The sequence below is a fragment of the Novosphingobium organovorum genome (genome assembly GCF_022832435.1).
Classification (GTDB): Bacteria; Pseudomonadota; Alphaproteobacteria; order Sphingomonadales; family Sphingomonadaceae; genus Novosphingobium; species Novosphingobium organovorum.
This window is the reverse complement of record NZ_JALHLF010000082.1, coordinates 1-17,664: the sequence shown is the minus strand read 5'-3', so window position 1 is coordinate 17,664 and position 17,664 is coordinate 1. Positions and strand designations below refer to the sequence as shown.

14 protein-coding genes and 1 pseudogene are annotated in these 17,664 nt (G+C 66.2%); 1 reads left to right on the top strand and 14 read right to left on the bottom strand.

What is annotated here, in order from left to right; all coding sequences use genetic code 11:
* Positions 1-48 precede the first annotated feature (48 nt).
* The 10 genes from MTR62_RS16045 to MTR62_RS16000 form a co-directional block, all read right to left on the bottom strand.
* On the bottom strand, positions 49-696 hold the full coding sequence (locus MTR62_RS16045; protein WP_244022776.1) for an ABC transporter ATP-binding protein: 648 nt from the start codon (positions 694-696) through the stop codon (positions 49-51).
* Positions 693-1,493, bottom strand: coding sequence for an ABC transporter permease (locus MTR62_RS16040; RefSeq protein WP_244022773.1), 801 nt, complete (start codon positions 1,491-1,493; stop codon positions 693-695). The genes MTR62_RS16045 and MTR62_RS16040 overlap by 4 nt, the downstream gene beginning before the upstream one ends.
* Positions 1,494-1,495: 2 nt before the next feature.
* The gene (locus tag MTR62_RS16035) at positions 1,496-2,647 is read right to left on the bottom strand and encodes a capsule biosynthesis protein (protein ID WP_244022771.1); all 1,152 of its coding nucleotides are present in this window, start codon (positions 2,645-2,647) and stop codon (positions 1,496-1,498) included.
* 143 nt (positions 2,648-2,790) lie between these two features.
* Positions 2,791-3,918 carry a polysaccharide biosynthesis/export family protein gene (locus MTR62_RS16030; RefSeq protein ID WP_244022769.1) on the bottom strand — a complete coding sequence of 376 codons (1,128 nt, stop codon included), beginning with the start codon at positions 3,916-3,918 and terminating at the stop codon, positions 2,791-2,793.
* Positions 3,919-4,199: 281 nt separating this feature from the next.
* On the bottom strand, positions 4,200-4,919 hold the full coding sequence (locus MTR62_RS16025) for a glycosyltransferase family 2 protein (RefSeq protein WP_244022767.1): 720 nt from the start codon (positions 4,917-4,919) through the stop codon (positions 4,200-4,202).
* Positions 4,919-6,553: a phosphotransferase gene (locus MTR62_RS16020; RefSeq protein WP_244022765.1), complete on the bottom strand. Its 1,635-nt coding sequence runs from the start codon at positions 6,551-6,553 to the stop codon at positions 4,919-4,921. Before MTR62_RS16020 ends, MTR62_RS16025 begins: the two co-directional genes overlap by 1 nt.
* Before the next feature lie 14 nt (positions 6,554-6,567).
* On the bottom strand, positions 6,568-6,939 hold the full coding sequence (locus MTR62_RS16015; protein ID WP_244022763.1) for an HAD family hydrolase: 372 nt from the start codon (positions 6,937-6,939) through the stop codon (positions 6,568-6,570).
* A 108-nt stretch (positions 6,940-7,047) separates the two neighbouring features.
* Entirely contained in the window at positions 7,048-8,901 is a 1,854-nt protein-coding gene (locus MTR62_RS16010; protein WP_244022761.1) for a WavE lipopolysaccharide synthesis family protein, read from the bottom strand.
* A gap of 145 nt (positions 8,902-9,046) precedes the next feature.
* The gene (locus MTR62_RS16005) at positions 9,047-10,369 is read right to left on the bottom strand and encodes a glycosyltransferase family 4 protein (RefSeq protein WP_244022760.1); all 1,323 of its coding nucleotides are present in this window, start codon (positions 10,367-10,369) and stop codon (positions 9,047-9,049) included.
* 2 nt (positions 10,370-10,371) lie between these two features.
* Entirely contained in the window at positions 10,372-10,905 is a 534-nt protein-coding gene (locus tag MTR62_RS16000) for a hypothetical protein (protein ID WP_244022758.1), read from the bottom strand.
* A gap of 449 nt (positions 10,906-11,354) precedes the next feature.
* On the opposite strand from MTR62_RS16000, the gene MTR62_RS15995 reads away from it, so the two are divergent.
* Positions 11,355-13,250 carry a glycosyltransferase family 4 protein gene (locus tag MTR62_RS15995; protein WP_244022756.1) on the top strand — a complete coding sequence of 632 codons (1,896 nt, stop codon included), beginning with the start codon at positions 11,355-11,357 and terminating at the stop codon, positions 13,248-13,250.
* On the opposite strand, the gene MTR62_RS15990 is transcribed toward MTR62_RS15995, so the two are convergent.
* The 4 genes and pseudogenes from MTR62_RS15990 to MTR62_RS15975 form a co-directional block, all read right to left on the bottom strand.
* Positions 13,176-14,231, bottom strand: a complete 1,056-nt coding sequence (locus tag MTR62_RS15990) for a hypothetical protein (RefSeq protein WP_244022754.1) — start codon at positions 14,229-14,231, stop codon at positions 13,176-13,178. The two genes, MTR62_RS15995 and MTR62_RS15990, sit on opposite strands and share 75 nt — an antisense overlap.
* Before the next feature lie 101 nt (positions 14,232-14,332).
* Positions 14,333-15,217: a sulfotransferase family 2 domain-containing protein gene (locus MTR62_RS15985; RefSeq protein WP_244022751.1), complete on the bottom strand. Its 885-nt coding sequence runs from the start codon at positions 15,215-15,217 to the stop codon at positions 14,333-14,335.
* A gap of 207 nt (positions 15,218-15,424) precedes the next feature.
* The gene (locus tag MTR62_RS15980) at positions 15,425-16,264 is read right to left on the bottom strand and encodes a DUF5672 family protein (RefSeq protein ID WP_244022778.1); all 840 of its coding nucleotides are present in this window, start codon (positions 16,262-16,264) and stop codon (positions 15,425-15,427) included.
* A 5-nt stretch (positions 16,265-16,269) separates the two neighbouring features.
* A pseudogene (locus MTR62_RS15975) lies at positions 16,270-17,663 on the bottom strand (glycosyltransferase).
* Position 17,664: the final 1 nt, after the last annotated feature.

Sequence of the window (17,664 nt, the reverse complement as noted above, 5' to 3'; positions counted from 1 at the left end):
CTCGCCAGCATCATGCTATGGCTCAAGTAATTAAATTGTCACTACAGCCTAGAGCTTGGCGTAAGTCTCGAGCGCCACGTCGAGGTTTTCATAGGCCTTGAGGTGGCCATCCTGCAGGATGAGCGCGCGGTCGCAGAAGCGGTGGGCAATGCCCGAACTGTGCGTGGCGAGAACCATGGTGCGGTCCTTGCGCTTCTCGAACAGCTCGTGATGGCACTTCTGCTGGAAGTTCTGGTCACCGACCATGATGACCTCGTCGATCAGGTAGCACTCGAACTCGATCGCCAGCGACAGGGCGAAGGCCAGACGCGCGCGCATCCCTGAGGAATAGGTCTTCACCGGCATCTTGAGCTGGCGCCCCAGCTCGGTGAAATCCTCGACGAAGGCCTTGAGGTCGTTGTAGTCGCGCTCGTAGATGCGCGCGATGAAGCGGGCGTTGTCGAACCCGGTCAGGCTGCCCTGAAACCCTCCGGTCAGCCCCAGCGGCCAGGAAATGCGCATGTGCCGCTCGATCCGGCCCGAGGTCGGCATTTCCACCCCGCCGATCAGCTTGATCAGCGTGCTCTTGCCCGCACCGTTGCGCCCGAGCAGCGCCACACGCTCGCCCCGGTTGACGACGAGATCCACGTTGCGCAGGACCTTCTTCTCGCCGTGTCCCATCTTGTAGGACTTCGATACGTTGCGACAGACGATCATTCGACGGTCAACGTGCGGCGGATGCGACGGCACATGATGAGGCCGGTCAGGGTAAGCGCCATGGCGATCACGATCGGGTTCCAGATGTTGTAGTAGATAACGATCTCATCCCCCCAGATGCCCCCGCGCATCAGCTCCATCGCGTTCACGAAGGGCGACCACATCAGATAATAGCGCATGGTCGGGGTCAGCCAGGCTTCCATGGTGAACAGGCCGGACACCGGGAGCATCATATAGGTGGTCACCGGAATGAACTTTTCCCACACCTCGGACATCTCGGACAGCGGCGCGATCACCAGCGCGGTGCCAAAGGCCACCCAGCCATAGAGGAACCAGCCCACCAGGAACTGGCCGATGTTCGCAGGCACCGGAAAGACCCCCGCGATCATCAGGATCGTGCCGATGAAGACATAGGCCATCATCCCGCCCAGGAATTCGATCAGGAAGCGCACCAGCACGAAATCCAGGATCTTGATCTGCCGGTGGTACATGAGCGCGCCATTGGCCTGGAAGACCATGACCGCACGCCCCACGCAGTGACGAAACAGCGTGATCGGGATATAGCCGGAGACCACGAAGGCGGCGATCTCCATGCCGTGCTCGGACGGCCCGTGGATCAGCCGGTAGCTGATCGAGACGAGACCCGCGAAAAGCAACGGCTCGAACATCATCCACAGGAAGCCGATGTTCTCGCGCCCGAAGCGGGTCGTCAACTCGCGGATCATCAGGGCGTGCAGCACGCGCGACTGGACACGCCAGCCGGCGGCCAATCGGGACCAGGTGAAACGCTCGGCCATGCTCAGTCTTCCGGCGCGTGCTCGAGAATGCCCACGACGAACATCCAGATGACGAAATAGAGGCAGGTCAGCGAGGCCAGCACGACCACCACGTTGAGGAAGCGGTGCGGCAGCTCCGGCTCGTCGGGCACGTTGGGCTCGACGATGCGCTCCAGATAGTATTCCTGCTGATCCGCCTGCGCGCGCGCCTTGACCAGCGAGGCGTTGGCCGCCGCCAGGTTCTGCGCGGCGAACTCGCTTTCGGCGAGCAGCTTTTCGTACCCCTGCAGCTTGGAGGCAATGGCGTGCGGCGCGCCCACGGCTTCGCCTTCCTGCGCCTGGATCTGCGCCGAAATCGTCGCGATCTGGTTGCGCAGGGCGGGAATCGAGGGGTTGCTGGGCGTCAGCCGCTCCATCACATCGAGCTTGGCCTGCAGGCTCGCGCGCTGGGTGATGAGCCCGTTGGCGATCGACAGCACGCCTTCGCCCTGCGACTGCGGATCGAGCAGAGCGTTCGCGTTGCGGTATTGCGCCAGCGCGACGCGGGCATCGTTGCTGCGCTTTTCGGCGAGCTGGACCTGCTTTTGCGCCTCGTCGATCGCGCGGTGGCGCGAACGCGCGTTGAGCGCGTTGACCAGATCCTCGCTCAATCCCAGCAGGTGGGCGTTGATCTGATAGGCATCCTTGGGGTTGTACGCCTCGACCTTGAGCACGGAAAGCCCCGTCTCGGCGCTGAAATGGGCCGAGACCTTGTCGCCGTATTCGCGGTAAAGCTGCTCGAAAGTGTCTTCCTGGAACGGGTTACGGATTTCCAGCGCGGTGGGTTTGAGGCGGCTCGCGATGTCGAACGTCTTTTGCAGCTGGCGCAGCGCATCGCGCGACTGGATGTATTCGAGCGTCTCCTCCGACTGCCGGCCGCCCGAGCTCACCCCTCCGGTCTGCAGCAGACTGGCCAGACCGCCGAGCTGGGGCGTCTTCTGATCGACGCTCTGCACCACGAAACTCGATTCCGAGATGTACACGTCGGGCGCGAGAAACGCGTTGTAGATCGCGGCCAGGAACGTCGGCAGAAGCACGAAGATCGCAAACCAGCGGTGTTTGCGCAACCAGTTGACGACCGGATTGCCCGAAGGCCTGACGGCATAGTCCGCGAGGATAGATTGTTCGACGTTCATTCTCTTTGTATCACCTCAGGAGCGCTATGGCCCGTACCGATGCCCCCGACAGGCGCCGAGCCTGCCGAAAGCCATGATGCGCCACAACCCTCGCCAAGCCAGCTTCGGCACGCATCTTGGCCGCAGCTGGCACACACCTCACCTCAATTCACGGCGTTGGCCACGGCGGCCACGGTCACCAATGGCGTGAACAGCTGGCTGATCAACTGGAACAGCTTGGCCGGCTGGTTCGCCCGCGCACTGCCAAAGTACAGGACGTCGCCGTCATGCATGGCAAAGCGCTGCGCGAGGAAGAACGAGCTGCCCTTCATCATGTTGAAATGGTAGACCACGGGGACATCCTGCCCTTGCGCGTCCTTGGTGTAGCGGAACACGAACAGCGCGGCCGGATCGCCCGAGCTGGGGTTGATGCCCCCGGCGTTCGAGATGGCTTCCGCCAGCGTTTCGTCGGCGTGCGCAAACGGCTGCTCGCTGATCTTGCTTGAGGCGCCGAGCACCGAATAGGACAGCGGGTCCGAGATCACCGTGATGCGGTCGCCGGGATAGATCCGCACGTCGAGTCGCGGGTCGCGCAACAGATCGCTCATCCGCACCTGTGCCGAGCGTCCCGAGCGCGACACGCGCACGTCGAGGTCGTTGGCCGCGCCGCGGTATCCCCCCGCAAGCGCGAGGACATCGAGCAGATGCTGATCGTTCGTCGCCAGCGCCAGCCGCCCCGGCCGGGCCAGCTCACCGCCGAGCACGACGCTGTTGGTAATGTCGGTCGACAGGCCGACGTAGACCTGCGGGTTCTGCGACATGCCGCGCAGCGCGTTGCGGATCATCACCGCGATTTCGTCGGCGGTGTGCCCCACCACGTGGAGCTTGCCGGCGTAAGGGATGGTGATGTCCCCGTTGTCGTTGACGCGCGTGGGCGGCAGGGCGCTGGTCTGCACCCCGGCGTCGGTCGTGCCCGTCAGCGGATTGGCCGCAGCGTTGGCGAACAGCGCCACCCCGGCCTCATAGACGTAGATGCTGAGCACGTCGCCCGCCCCGACCATGTCGGTCGGCGCGGGTTCACGCTGCGGCAGGACCATCGGCGCCACCGCCGGATCGACCGGCAGATCGCCCACGTTCTGCACGCTGACCAGCTTGATCGGAAGCGTCTGCGGCTCCTTGGCCGGGTTCATCGAGCGCTGCAGAGCGCCCGCCGTCGGCCCGTTCGTCGGCAGGCTGGCACACCCGGCCAGCGCCACCAGCGCGACGAGACCGGCAAACTTCCTGAGCTTCATCACCAAAACTGCCATTCGCCTTCCGCAATAAAAACGCCGCTCTCCTTAGCAGCATCATTCCCTGAGACAATAGCGCTCAATCCGCCCTGAGCGAACCCGTAATCGCTATCAATACATTGAATAAAAATAGAAATATATTTCGCTTTCGGCATAGTAGCGCGACCTTGCGTAACACGGCGAAGCGCAGAGCTTGCTTGAAAAACACCCGGCAAGGGCCTTTTCGCCGGAGGAGCGGGCCGGTGCCGCGAAATTCGCGTCCGCACGAATTTCCAAACGCTCTCTCACGCCTGCGCCAACAGATCCTCGTACTGCTGCGGCACGCCGCAGAAGATCACCTCCTTGCTCGGGACCAGCTCGTAACGCACGTCCAGCCCCTTTGCGATCATCGCGTTGTACATTGGCGCGATGTAAAGTTCGCCGTTCGCACGCACGCCGCCATCGCGCATGATCTCGCGAAAAAGGCGCGCTTCGCGAAACCAGTAAAGCCCGGTGCTCGCCAGATCCGAGATGACCTGCTTCTCGGCGGTTTCGCGGACCCGATCCTCCCCCCGCTCGCTCGGCGCGGCGAAGGAAAAACCGGGATCGGTGCTGTTCATCACCTCGAGATAGCCATCGGCCTCGGGAAACCAGCTCTTGGCGGGATACGTGAAGTTCGGCCGGAACGTATCGATGTTGAAGATCGTGAGCGGCTCCTGCTCGGGAACCTCGCCCAGGGCCAGCCCCATCTCCACGGTCTGCGCCTGACCCTCGGTCGGCCCGGGCAGCAGCGCGATGCGCGCGTCGCTGATCCCCAGCGCGGCCACTTCGCGTTCGATGAACGGCCCGGCATCCATGTCGCTGCGCGCGATGAAAAGAAAGCTCTCGCTCGCGAAATAGGCTTCGAAACTGCGCACCGAATGGGCAAACAGCGACTGCCCGTCGAGAGGCAGCATGAACTTGGGCATGGTGTAGCCCGCTTCGGTAAAGCGGCGGCTGTTCCCGGCCATGGGAATGACGATCATCAGAGCTGGTCCATTTCCATATAGAGGCGAAGCGCGTTGGCGATGAAGGCGATCTGGCGCTGGGGGCGATCCGCGTGCAGCGGGGGCATCGAGAGGAAGAGCGAGATCATCCCCGCCCAGACCTGCGGCGAACGCAGCGCGACACCCGCGATCTGCGTGTGCGCCACCAGCGGGGCCAGCGCCTGCGCGCCCTCGTGCACGGGCAGTTCGATGTGGAAATCGTGCTGCCCGCCGCGTCCCGCCTGGTATTGCCCGGCGATGATGAGGTCGTAGCACCCCACCATCGAATGCATGAGCTTGGCCAGGTCGTAACGCGCATCGCCATAGAGGCTGAACGCGCCGCTCTTGGTCGTCGCGCGCGGATCGATCAGGCGCACGCGCTCGGTGCGAAAGCTGTAAAGGATGTTCGAAAAGCAGAAATCACCGTGCATGATCGCAGGCATCGGCGCGCTGGCCCCGACGATGTCCGCGATGCGCTCCATCATCCGCGAGAGCGAAGGCGCCGGCCTGCCGTTAATGCGCATGGGCGCGGCGAGATCGAGATCGGCGCTGCGCGCGAAGGCTTCCAGCCGCTCGGCGGTCTTGTCCACCACCAGTTCGTGGAACGTTCCCGAGGCCGCGGCACGAGTATCGGCATCGGCATCCGGCCCGGCCAGGCGCGAATCGGCGACGCAAAGCTCGATGAACTCGCTGCACGCCCCCACGATCTTGGCCCAGCTCGCGGTGCTGAGCCGCCCGAACACGAACAGTTCGGACAGGGTCGAGAGATACTCGTACTCGGTCACATAGTAGTAGCGCTCGCCCTGCGCGCCCGCGTCGGTCACCCGCGCGCAGAGCGGCTGCAGGGCGCTGGGCACTTCGCGCAGCCAGCGCGCTTCGTTACGCAGCTTGCCCGAGGCCGAAACCGACGACTTGCGCACATACGTCTGGCCGATCTCCAGCTCGTTGAAGGCGCGCTGGGTGGTGACGATCCGGCGCGAACGGAAATAGGTCTGCACGTGGCCGAAATCGAGCCACTGCTCGGGCACGAAGGCGCGCAGTTCGCCATCCTGCGCCAGCCGGTTGAGCGCGGTGATGAAATCGCCTCCGCCGGTAGCCAGCGCCGCGCCGAACCGACGCGCGCTGGGAAACGCGAAATAGCCACACAGCCGCAGCGCATCGGCCGGGCCCTCGCCGTCGTGCGGGCGCACCCGGACAATCTTGCCCTGTTCGCTCACCTCGGCGAAGGACCACTTGTAGCCATCCGCGCCATCGGCCACCGCAAGGATATCGTCGAGCCCCCCATCGAAGCCCTTGAGCAGGGTATCGCCATGGAGCATACGCAAGGGCCGATCGGGAAAATTCAGCGTGCCCAGCACGGTCATCAGCGCCGTGCCGAGCGGAACGTTGTCCTGCGTCTTGATGACCGCGATGCCCAGCTCGTCGAGCCGCGCGCGATCCCACTCGGGCACCGTGAAGCTGTCGGGCAAGGTGAGCACGATGTCGCCCTCCACGCACGCCAGCATCTGCGCCTGGAGTTCGTAGAGACGCCCCACCCCGACCGGCATGAAGGCGGGCGGCAGCGGGCCATATTCCGCGCTCAGCTCATGGCCGACATACGCGCCCGAATTGATGATGATGAGCGGTCTTTCCACGCCGTCCACCCTGGTCATCGCCGCCCGGTCAAGGTCATGATTTCCTCGTGCGACAGGCGCAGGAACTCCTCGGGCCGGATCGCGCGGTCATCGACGTAGAAGCCGTCGTGCTCGGGCCAGGGCTTGCCGACGTGGATCTCGTCGAACGGGATCTCGTGGCGGTTGAGCCATTCGATCGCCACCGGCAGGGTCGTCGCGTTGATCTTGCCCACGGAACCTGCGTGCGTGCGCATCTGCCGCGCGGTGAAGATGATGACCTTGAAGCCCTTGGCCTTGTAAGCCCGCACCTGTTCCACGACCGGCCAGTTGGGCTCGACCTCGCTATAGGACCTGGCGGGGTCCTCGATCGTCAAAGTCCCATCAAGATCCATCACAATGGAGGGCATTCCAATCCTTTCGCACTTCAGACCTGTTTCCTGCCAGCGCCACGCCGCAGACACCGGGGAGGCCGCCCGCCATACAGCCAGCTTCCCCGCATTCGAATTAGCAATCGTTCACTTTTGGAACCAGCGCAGGTAATTGGCCAGCCGGTACCCCGCCGAATGGAGCAGCGCATCGGGGCGCGAATCGGGCTCTATCGCTATGCTTTCGAGCGCGAACCTGTCCACCCCCTCGATCGTGCAGACCACCGCGAGATCGCAATGGTCCCGGTCGCCCACCACGAACGCCACATCCTCCAGCTGTTCGGCATCGGCCAGCGCGAACTGCGCCTGGCCGAGCGTTTCCTTGCGCCAGCGATCCTCGACCCGCACGGTAAGCACACCCGAGCCGGCAACCCTGCGGGGGGACAGGCCCAGCCGGGCGACATAGGCGCCGGGCTGCAACGAAAATCCCAGCGTCTCAACGAAGGGCCCGTTGCCCGCCGAACTGACCGCCACGCCCTGTTCGAGCCGGGCGTGCGCCAGCGCGAACGCGGACGCGGCGAACACCTGTTCGCGCGGCGCGGCGTCCACCGGCTCGACCCGCCGGACCATCAGGCCATGCAGGCTGGCCTGGCGGATATCATGGGCTTCCAGAATCACTTCGACATCGTGGGCCACCGCCTGGGTAATGCCGAAAGCCAGCTCGAATTCCTCGAGCGGCGCGCCCGGCCGCACGGTGATCGTGCGGCTGGCGAGCGCAACCTTGCCCTGCGCCGCGGTGGCGCGCAGAACGTAGCGCCCCTTGCCCACGCTGTTGCGCACGTCGAACCGCGCGACATAATCGCCACGCGGCAGCACGGTGCGCCCGCTCGCGCCCAGCACCCCGTTCTTTTCGAACACCAGCGCGCCGTTGACGCGCCGCGCGGCCCCCTGCAGCAGCCGCATCACCGGAAAGACTCGCGGAAAAGGCGCCTCGATCCCGTGCTGGACGGGGTAGAGCGCCTCGCTGATGGCATGGCGCAGGGTGTGCCGGTAGTCGACCGCGCGGTTGTCGACCAGCGCGCGCCACTGCGCCGGCGTGATGCAGTGATAGGTCCTCTCGTAGCGGGAAAATTCGGCCCCGTACTTCTCGAACAGACACTTGGTCGCATCGAGGTCGCACACGATGAAATTGTCCAGCAACGCATCCATGCAGCGATCGCGACCTGCATGATCGTTGTGATAGTCGAGCCGCAGGTCCGGCAGGAACCTCTTGAGCGCGTGGAACGCGATGAACTGCTCGTCGGCAAGCCGCAGGTTGAATTGCCGCTCGATCAGGTTCGAATGCTCGGCATAGGGATGGACCTTGTAGTGGATCGCATCGTGCAGTTCGAGAAAGGGCACGTCCCACAGGGTGCGGACATCCACGAGACGGCCGAAATGGAACCAGTCCGACACGTGCAGCGGCAGGCGCTCGGTGGTGTAGGGGTTCAGGGTGAACAGCCAGGAGACCAGCACGCGCGCGCCCAGCGCCGCGGCATCCCCGCGCGGCAGCGCGGCCCCGGCAAAATACTGATCGATGAAACCGCGATCGAGGAGGATCAGGTCGTTGCGCACGCGCAGCACGAATTCGCCGCTGGCCTGTGCCAACCCGGCCTGCGCCGCGGCGATCTGCAGGTTCACGTGGTTCGGGCTGTGGGCGTCGGACTTGATCGGCGGCAGCGGCGTGGCCGGTCGCGCCAGCACGATCGAATCGCAGCTGGCCTCGATTGTGGCGAGGGCCGCCGCCAGCCCGGTGTCGCTGGCGTGCCCCTCGACCAGCCGGCAGGCGGTCAGGACGCGCCCCTCCAGGTCGCCTTTGACGAGGTTGGTGCCCGACAGCGCGAGCACGATCTCGGCCGCCGGGAACATCGTGCGCCAGTGCCGGCAATTGTTGGCGATGGCCACGCTATTGCCCGCCGACAGCCCGCCTTGCAGAACGATCGACAGGCGGCCGGGCTCGTCCATGCCAAGATGCACGGGACGCGGCTCGATCGCCGGACGATGAGGGTTAGACGCCACGTCTTGCGACGAATTCGCATTCTGGACAGTCATGAGCTTGTTGGGATCACACCGTGCTAAAAAAGACAAGGAAATTCAGATTTCTTCAACGCTAGGCGGTTGGGCCGGGCGGTTTGGGCAGACGGCCCAGCCGACGCCCCAGCCACGCGTAATGCGTACGCGCATCCATCGCGAGACGGGCGACGTCCGGGTAGCGCGCGCGGTACCAATCGGCGTCGAAATCATCGCCGGCGACGCCCTGCGCGACCGGCATGGGCTGGCGGCCCGCCGCGCCCCCAGCGCCGGTTCCCTCCGCCTCGAACGCCGTGTCGAGCCAGGCGAGGAACTGCGCTTCGAGATCGATCGGCGCATAGCGTTCCTCCACCCAGGCTCGCCCGGCCGCACCGATGGCACGGGCGCGCTCGGGATCGCGGCGCAGCGCGTGCAGCGCCTCGGCGCAGGCGTCGGGATCGAGCTGCGCCAGGCCGTGGGGTTGCGCAGGCCCCAGCGCTTCGGGCACCCCGCCTTCGCAGTAGGCGACCACCGGCAGCCCGGCGAACTGGGCCTCGATCACCGGCAGGCAGAACCCTTCGTGCTCGCTCAGGCAGGCGTAGACATCGCCGTGCCGATAATACGCCAGCATCGCCTCGAAGCCGAGCTTGGCGTGGATCGTCACCTGCCCACCCAGATCGAGCGCCGCGACCTGGGCCTCGAGTTCGGCATCGTACGCCGGAAACCCGCCGCCGCCGATGATATGCAACACGATCTCGCGATCGAAGCGCGCGCGATAGGCGGCCACGGCTTCGATCAGGTGGCGATGCCCCTTGTGCGGGCTGCGCCGCCCGATCGAGACCACCTTGAGCCGCGGGTCGGCAATCAGCGCGCGGCTGACTTCGGCATCGACGGGATAGAGATCGAAATCCGCGAGGCGGTGGAAGCAGGGCTGGTGCGCCACGTCGCGCGCGCGCGCCCCATGGCGCAGCAGTTCGCCGGCGTTGAACAGGCTGGGCACGAGAAACCCGCTCGCGTGCGGGACCAGCGCCGCCAGGGCCATGCGCCCCTCGTCGCACAGGTCGGCCAGCGCACGGTCATAGGCGCTGATCAGGTGTGAGGGCGTGATGTTGTGGTAGCGCAGCACCCGCACCGGGCAGCGGGCCTCCATGAAAAGGGCCTGCGACAGCACACAGCCCAGCGAATGGTGGTATATCAGCGCCGTCGCCGCATCCTGCGCCCAGAGCCGGGCCTGCGCCTCGTCGCAGCGCCAGGGGGCGAAGACGGGATCGCAATGATGGGCGACATAGACGCCCACCTCGATCCCACGCCGCTGCAGCGCCTTGACCATGCCATGGACATCGTTGCCCACGCCATCGTTGGCCCCCCAGTTGGATGCCGCAAGAAGAACCCTGCGAACAGGCTGCGCGCTCGGCTCGATCACCCTCAGATCTCCAGCCGCCCTTCGTCAAAGCCGCTGAACACGAGGTGCTTGAGCGGATCGACACCCGCTTCGCGAACATCCGGGTTCGCGCTCAGGTAACGCGCGGCATCGAACAGCCCGGCGCGCTGGACGCGCGCACCAAAATCGCTCTTGCCAAGCATCTGGCGCGAAAACGCCTTGCCCCTGGCGGTGTACGCCGTGCGCAGCAGTTCGAGAAACAGCCCGGTTTCGCGCCTGGCCCGCGCCATTTCTTCGGCGTGCAGGCTGTCCTTGTACACGAGCAGATCATAGGCATCCGCGCACCGCCTGTTCATTTCATCACGCTCACGCCGGGCAAGCGCTTCCTGATCGTGCAGCATCCGTGTCAGCATGACCAGTTCGTCCACCCGCTCGGCGTCCTGCGCGGGCACCGTACCGGCATCGACGGCCGGCGAACCCGCGACCAGCGCCGCGCGTTCGCGCAGCAGCTGCGCGATTTCCCGATCGACGTCCTCCAGTCGAAGGGCGGGCTCCTGCAAACCGTCTGGCTGGCTCATTCTTTCGTCCTGCATTTGTGCATCTGTGCATCGCACTTCACCGCGCAGAGCGCGACCGACGCACCCTGCAACATCGCAATATTTGTCATCGGACCGAAATTTGACGTCGCATCGCGTTCGATCCGCTACGGCTGGAAGCCATGCCATCCATTTGGTGCAAGCGAATGGCACCGCCCGAAATATGAGAACTATTGCGCTGCAACCAAATGAGCAACCCGATGCGTTTGCGAAAAACGACGGCGCTCTTAAAGTGCCAGTCCTGCGCCTTGCGCCGTTGCCTCCCCGGTGAGGAGAAAGGACTGTCCCCGTGCATCAAACCCAGCCATTCACCACAGCCGCGACGAGGCTTTGCTGGCGCACGGCAGACCGCAAACGGATGACTTTCACACCCGCCGACGCACGATGAACGCCAACGCACGATGAACAAGGCAAACCTTTCCATACCCCCCATGCGACCGATCTACGACGCCGCACAGCGCCTCGGCTTCAGGCGCCCCTTTTCCCGCCGCCGCCGCGCCTTTGACCGGCGCGCGCCGCTCCCCCCCCGCGCGCTCGTCATCTGGAACGAGCGCCCCGACCTGCAGGCCGCGTTCGATCTGTCGCGCAGCCGGGGGCGCGAGAGCCTGGCGAGCTGGTACCTGCGCCACGGCTTCAGCGGCCTGGGCCTCGCGTTCGAGGCATCGGATGCGGCGTTTGCCCGCCTCGCCGTGCGGCCGATGGAACCGCGCCGCGCCCAGGCATTCACTCCGGTGAGCTGGCTCATGCGCCTGCTGCACGACCACCTGCCCGCCCATGCCCCGCGCGACCTGTCCACGCGCGCGGGCCAGCACGCGCTGGTCAGCTGGTACTACGCCAGGGGGCTGTGCGCGTTCCTTCTCGACGGCTTCCTTACCCCCGCCGAAGCGCGCCAGCTTTGCGCCCCCGCCGATCCGGCCAAACCCGACGGCCCGGCCCGCCTGCTCGAATGCCTGTGGGACGCCGAGCCCGCGCTGGCCACGCGCTTTGCTGGCAGCGATGACCCCCGCTTCCAGGCCTGGTGCCAGGGCGAGGGCGCGCGCGAATTTCCGATCCTTGCCCATCCGCTCGTCGCCATCGCACCGCCCCCGGCGCGGCGCGGGCTGCACACCCGCCCCTTTGGCGTGAACCTGTTCGGCCATGCCCATGCCCGCAGCGGCGTGAGCGAAGACGTACGCATGGCGATCCGCGTGCTCGAAACGGCGGGAATTCCCTACGTCTTGCGCAACGTCGCCCCCGGCGCGAACATGCCCGAGGAAGACGCCCAGCAGCCCGGTGCCGCAACCGGCCTGCCCTACGCCATCAACCTGTTCTGCATCCCCGCACAGACCATGGCCGAGGCCATCACGCCGATCGGCCGCCACGTCATCGCCGACCATTACAATATCGGCTTCTGGCCCTGGGAGCTGCCCGAAGTCCCCGCCTTCTGGCAACACGCCTACGGCTTCGTCGACGAAGTCTGGGCCTCCAGCCAGTTCACCTACGCCGCCTTCTGCCGTTCCGCGCCCGTACCCGTGCGGCACATGCCCTTCGCGGTCGAGGTGGAACCGGGCGAAGGGCTGTCCCGTGCCGATTTCGGCTTGCCCGAAGAGACCTTGCTGTTCGGCTTCGCCTTCGACGGGCTCTCCGGCTTTGCCCGCAAGGCCCCGCTGCTGGCGCTGCGTGCGTTCCAGCAGGCGTTCCCCGCCGACGCCCGGCACGATGCCAGGCAGCCCGCCCCGGTGGGCCTCGTCATCAAGGGCATGCGCGCCGGGGACAGCCCGGCGTGGAAGCAGCTGCTGCGCGAAATCGATGGGGATCCGCGCGTCCATCTGGTCACCGATTCGCTGCCGCGCCGTGCCCTGCTCGACCTGTGGCGCGCGCTCGACGTCTTCGTCTCGCTCCACCGCAGCGAGGGCTTCGGTCGCATCCTGGCGGAAATGATGCTGCTGGGTAAACCGGTGGTGACCAGCGCGCATTCGGGCAACATGGATTTCACCCGCCACGACACCGCCGCGCTGGTGCCCTGCACGCTGCGCCCGGTCGCGCCGGGCGAATATCCGTTCGGCGCCGGCCAGCTCTGGGCAGAGGCCGATGTCGCTGCCGCCGCCGAGCGCCTGCGCACGCTGGCCGTCAGGCCCGACTATCGCGACGCACTGGCCCGCCAGGCGCGCTCGGCGATCCTCGCCCAATACGCCGTCGCGAACGTGGCGCCGCGCTGGCTCGCCGCGCTGCGCGGGATCTACGATGCCCCGCCGCAGGATCGCAAGGCGCGCTCAGATCTCGACCCAGTTCCCCGCGCCATCGCAGACCAGATGCACGCGTCCACCGTCGCTGCCGATGGTCGTTGAGGCCGCCTGGTTGACTGTGCCGTCCTGAGCCCGGATCGTGATCGGGTGGCTCGCGGCGGCGCGCCGTTCATCGGCAACCACCAGTTCAAGCCCGGACAGCTCGCCGGTGCAGGCCGGGATCACCTCGCTGCGCGCGCCGGTTGCGGCATCGTTCCAGAAGATGAAGTGATCGTGGACGCTCGCCGTGTCGCTGGTGTTCGCGCCCTTGACCTGGCGCACCCGGAACTGCGTCCCCCCGGTCAGCGTGACCGATTTGGACGCACGATTGATGACCAGCGCGCGCGAGCGATCCCAATTGTTGAACCAGGCTTCGTTGTCGCGGCTCAGCTCGAACACCGGATACTGACGGTAGACCGGCTCCCAGAAGCGCACCAGCGCGTGCTTCTGCGACGTGATCGAGGCGCGGTCGAGCACCGGAGAGGTCGTCCCCGCCCCGCTCGCCATTTTCGTGTCGGACGGCAGATTGAAGCTGAACACGTACTGCCCGGCGGTGACCGGCGGCACGGGCTGCGTGCAATGGAGCTGGGTGGAGCCTTGCGTCAGATCGCAATAGCGCACGACGCCGCCGGTCGGGTCGATCCCGCCGGTCTGCTGCATCAGGAACCGGCTTGGCGGTTTGCCCGGATCGCGGGTGTTGTCGAACGAGGAGACTTCCAGGTAGGCGATGCCGCCCGGATTGCTCCAGCCGAACGCGAGATGTTCGAACACCGCCTCGGGATCGGCATCGAACGGGTCGGTTCCACGCACGGACAGCGCGGAAAAACCACGCGGGTTGGTGTTGCGCAGCTGAAGCGTGTTCTGCCCCGGATTATCGACCTGGAGCACGAGTTCGTCGGGAGAGAAACCGTCGTTGAAGCGGAAGGTCGAATCCCGGCTCCCGTTCGAAAGCACCTCGATGGTCTGGGCGGGCGAATCCTTGGCTTGCGCCCCGCCCGGAATGAGTACGCCCAGAACAAGACAAAACCCCACGACAGGGATCACAGATTTTCCAAAACGCATGGGCAAGACACCTTCCCGCAACGATTTTTACACGCCCCGCAGCCTCATGTCCAATCCGCCGTCACGCCCCGGCCACCCCGGCTCTAGGCAAAATCCTGCCAGGACGAACGCGCATAGCCGAACAGGTCGAAGTCGCGCTCGTAGGTCTTGTAGATGATGTCCGCGATGGACTTGTCCAGCCCATGGTGCTTGCGCGAGACATTGCGTTCGGGCTTTGCGACGCGCGGCAGCGGCCGCCCCATGTAGCGCTCCCACAGGCCGGGGAACGTTTCGTCGAGCGTCTCGATGCGAATCGTCTCGTTGGCGGTGTGGACATGCGCGAGATTGAGCGAATGCTGGTGCGCCCAATGCTTGTCGCGCGCGCCTTCGTCCTGCTCGGCCACGAACCGGGCGAAATCCTCAAGCCGGATGCCCCCCGCCATGGCCTGGACGCCCGCCTTGTTGCGCTGGCGCACCTGCTTGAACAGGATTTCGCGCCGCACCCACTGGAAGCCCGGCTTCTCTATCTCGGGCGGATTGACGATCTTGTCGAAATAGGCCGAAAGAAACCGGCCATAGGGGTTGCGGCAAAAGGTGATCGTGGCCCTGTCCGAGCGCAGCACGTCGCGCCCGTTCGTCCGCAAGCCCTCGAAAGCCAGCGTGTGGATGAGATTGTTCTTGCCCCACAGTTCCAGGTAATAGGACGGATCGAAACCCTCCAGACTGCCGAACGCCTCCTGGACGAGGATGTTCTTGATATAGGTGCAGGCGACTTTTTCCAGATAGAGAAACGCGACGCGATCGTCGATCGTCAGGAAGCGGGCGTCGAGCGTTTCGCGGCCATGCGGGCTGGCTTCGACCCGCTCGATCAGCGCAGAGACAGGGTCGGCCGGCGCGACCGAACCGGCCTCGCGCGGGGCCGGACAAGCTGGCTTGCTTCGCGTCTCGCCCCGCCATTGCCGGGCCAGCCTTGAAAGCGCGTTTTTCATATTCCCCACCTGTGCATGATCCCGTGCACCGGGACCATCCGGACGATCCGTCCCCGTGCGGAGGGTTCGACCAGGCGGCGTGCCGCGCGCCTGGTCCGATCCCCTCCAGGGAACCGGGATAGACAGCCCGGCCATCACACGAATGTCGGCACAGTGGCGATTAAGTAGCGCCCCAAGACAAAGGCGGAGAATCTTGCAAAAAGGCCGTTACAGCCTCTTTGTTTGCACCGCACGCCGCTTGCGCCTTTGCAACACACGATCGCCCAGCATCCGCGCCGCGCGCCGCGCGCCATCCGGCCCGGCGCGCACGGCCTTCAGGATCGCGCCGAAATCGCGCCTGAGCGTGCCGCGGTCATCGAGTTCGCGATAGACCTGCCAGAACGCGTCGGCGCCGAGCACCTGGGGCATCAGGAAGACGCCATGGTAGCCGAATGTGGCCGCCGGATCGCCAGACCTTTCCGCCGCGAAACGATCGGCCAGTTCGCGCGGGCCGAAACGCAGGCCCCTGGCTTCGAGCTGGGCGCGGTTGGTGCGGCAGATCGCGGTATCCTCGGGATGGTGCCCGCAGAAATGCGGGCCTCGGCACGCCTCCAGCAGCGCCTTGCTGCGCAGCGAGAAGCCGCCGTTGCCGACCACCCGGCCGTCCGCGAACTGCGGCCAGCTGGCCCCGATGTAATCGTAGTCGAGAAACGCCGGGTCCCACCGCGCGGCGTCGATCACGTGGCCGTCCCACTGCACCACGAGGCAGTGCGAGGTGGCCACATGATCGGCGAGGTTTTCCAGCATGAAACGCGAATAGGCCGCCGAGGACCGGATCGGGGTAATCGGCACCACTTCGATATCCGGATGGGCCGGGGTGACCGCAGCGTCGGTGAGCAGGCGGCAGGCGGCGACCTCGAGCTGATCGAGACAGGCTTCCAGCGCGCGCAGCGTGGCCGCGACATTGACCGAGGACACCGCGCAGATCGTCACCTGCGGCAGGGCGAGCCGCGCCGCGGTTCCGGCCCGAGTGCCGTTCGCCAGCCCGCTTTCCGGCCCGCTCCCCATCGCGCTCACAGCCGCACCACGAAACGTTCGCTATAGGGGCTGAGCTGGGGATGGTGGAACGGATCGACCTCATCCCCCGTGCCCCAGCGACGCTTGAGCGCGGCCAGTTCGCCCGCCAGCCGCGCCGCGCCGACCGGGTCGCGATCGAACCCGCGCGAAACCGATTCGTGGTGCACCAGCCGCGCGCGCGGCTCGTAGAGCGATTGCCAGCCCGCCTGGTTGAGCTTGAGACACAAGTCGACATCGTTGAAGGCGACCGCGAAATTGTCCTCGTCAAGCCCGCCCACCGCATCGAAGCGCGCGCGCTGCACGACGAGGCAGGCCGCCGTCACCGCCGAGACGAACTGGGGCAGCGCGTGGCGGCGAAAATAGCCCTCTTCGTCCGGATCGAGCAGGCGGTGCGCGTGCGCCGCGCCGCCGCCCACCCCCAGCACCACGCCGGCGTGCTGGATGCGCCCGTCGGGGTAGAGCAGCTGCGCACCCACCGCACCGACATCTGCGCGCAGCGCCTGACGCGCCAGGATCGCCAGCCAGTCGCCGTCGAGCACTTCGATGTCGTTGTTGAGCAGGCACAGCAGCTCGCCGCGCGCGCGGCGCACCGCATGGTTGTTGATCGCCGAGAAGTTGAACGGACCGGGGTGGCGCACCACGCGATGGCGCGCCGGGTCGAGCGCGTCGAGATAAGCGAGCGTCGCGGGATCATCGCTCCCGTTGTCGACCACGATCACCTCCAGGTCGGGATAGTCGGTCCGCGCCAACCCGTCGAGGCACAGGCGCAGCAGATCGACCCGGTTGCGCGTGGGCACGATGACGCTCATCGAGGGCAGAAGCGTGTCGGGCGCCATCGCAGCGAGCGCCGCGACCGGGCGCGGCTCCCGGCGTGCGGCGCGGTGATGCAGCACCTGGCGTACATGGATCGGCGCGCTCGGTGCCTGCGGCGCATCTGGAGCNTGACGCTCATCGAGGGCAGAAGCGTGTCGGGCGCCATCGCAGCGAGCGCCGCGACCGGGCGCGGCTCCCGGCGTGCGGCGCGGTGATGCAGCACCTGGCGTACATGGATCGGCGCGCTCGGTGCCTGCGGCGCATCTGGAGCCTGCGGCGCGCCCGATGCCTGCCGCGCTGGCGCACAGGCGCGCGCGACCCCGCGCTGCACCAGAGCCTCGAGCCAGTCGCGCCCCCCGGCACGGCGCGTTCCATCGAACATCGCGCGCTCGCCCTCGACGATGCACGCGCCCGAAAGGTAGTCGAAATGCGCAAAGAGCTCGCCGTTCCAGTCCGGCTTGAAATGCGGCGTGTGGCGCGTGCCGTCGGCCTGGCGCAAGTCATCGTCGGCATAGACGAGCCCGCGCGCACCGCGCGCCAGCGCCGCGCGGTAGGCCCCGGCGGCGCCCGGTGCCAGC

Bases quoted from the DNA above. Each gene is read 5' to 3' on its own strand.
- MTR62_RS16045 (WP_244022776.1), bottom strand. From the start codon at position 696: ATGATCGTCTGTCGCAACGTATCGAAGTCCTACAAGATGGGACACGGC.
- MTR62_RS16040 (WP_244022773.1), bottom strand. From the start codon at position 1,493: ATGGCCGAGCGTTTCACCTGGTCCCGATTGGCCGCCGGCTGGCGTGTC.
- MTR62_RS16035 (WP_244022771.1), bottom strand. From the start codon at position 2,647: ATGAACGTCGAACAATCTATCCTCGCGGACTATGCCGTCAGGCCTTCG.
- MTR62_RS16030 (WP_244022769.1), bottom strand. From the start codon at position 3,918: ATGAAGCTCAGGAAGTTTGCCGGTCTCGTCGCGCTGGTGGCGCTGGCC.
- MTR62_RS16025 (WP_244022767.1), bottom strand. From the start codon at position 4,919: ATGATCGTCATTCCCATGGCCGGGAACAGCCGCCGCTTTACCGAAGCG.
- MTR62_RS16015 (WP_244022763.1), bottom strand. From the start codon at position 6,939: ATGCCCTCCATTGTGATGGATCTTGATGGGACTTTGACGATCGAGGAC.
- MTR62_RS16010 (WP_244022761.1), bottom strand. From the start codon at position 8,901: ATGGACGAGCCCGGCCGCCTGTCGATCGTTCTGCAAGGCGGGCTGTCG.
- MTR62_RS16000 (WP_244022758.1), bottom strand. From the start codon at position 10,905: ATGAGCCAGCCAGACGGTTTGCAGGAGCCCGCCCTTCGACTGGAGGAC.
- MTR62_RS15995 (WP_244022756.1), top strand. From the start codon at position 11,355: ATGCGACCGATCTACGACGCCGCACAGCGCCTCGGCTTCAGGCGCCCC.
- MTR62_RS15985 (WP_244022751.1), bottom strand. From the start codon at position 15,217: ATGAAAAACGCGCTTTCAAGGCTGGCCCGGCAATGGCGGGGCGAGACG.
- MTR62_RS15980 (WP_244022778.1), bottom strand. From the start codon at position 16,264: ATGGGGAGCGGGCCGGAAAGCGGGCTGGCGAACGGCACTCGGGCCGGA.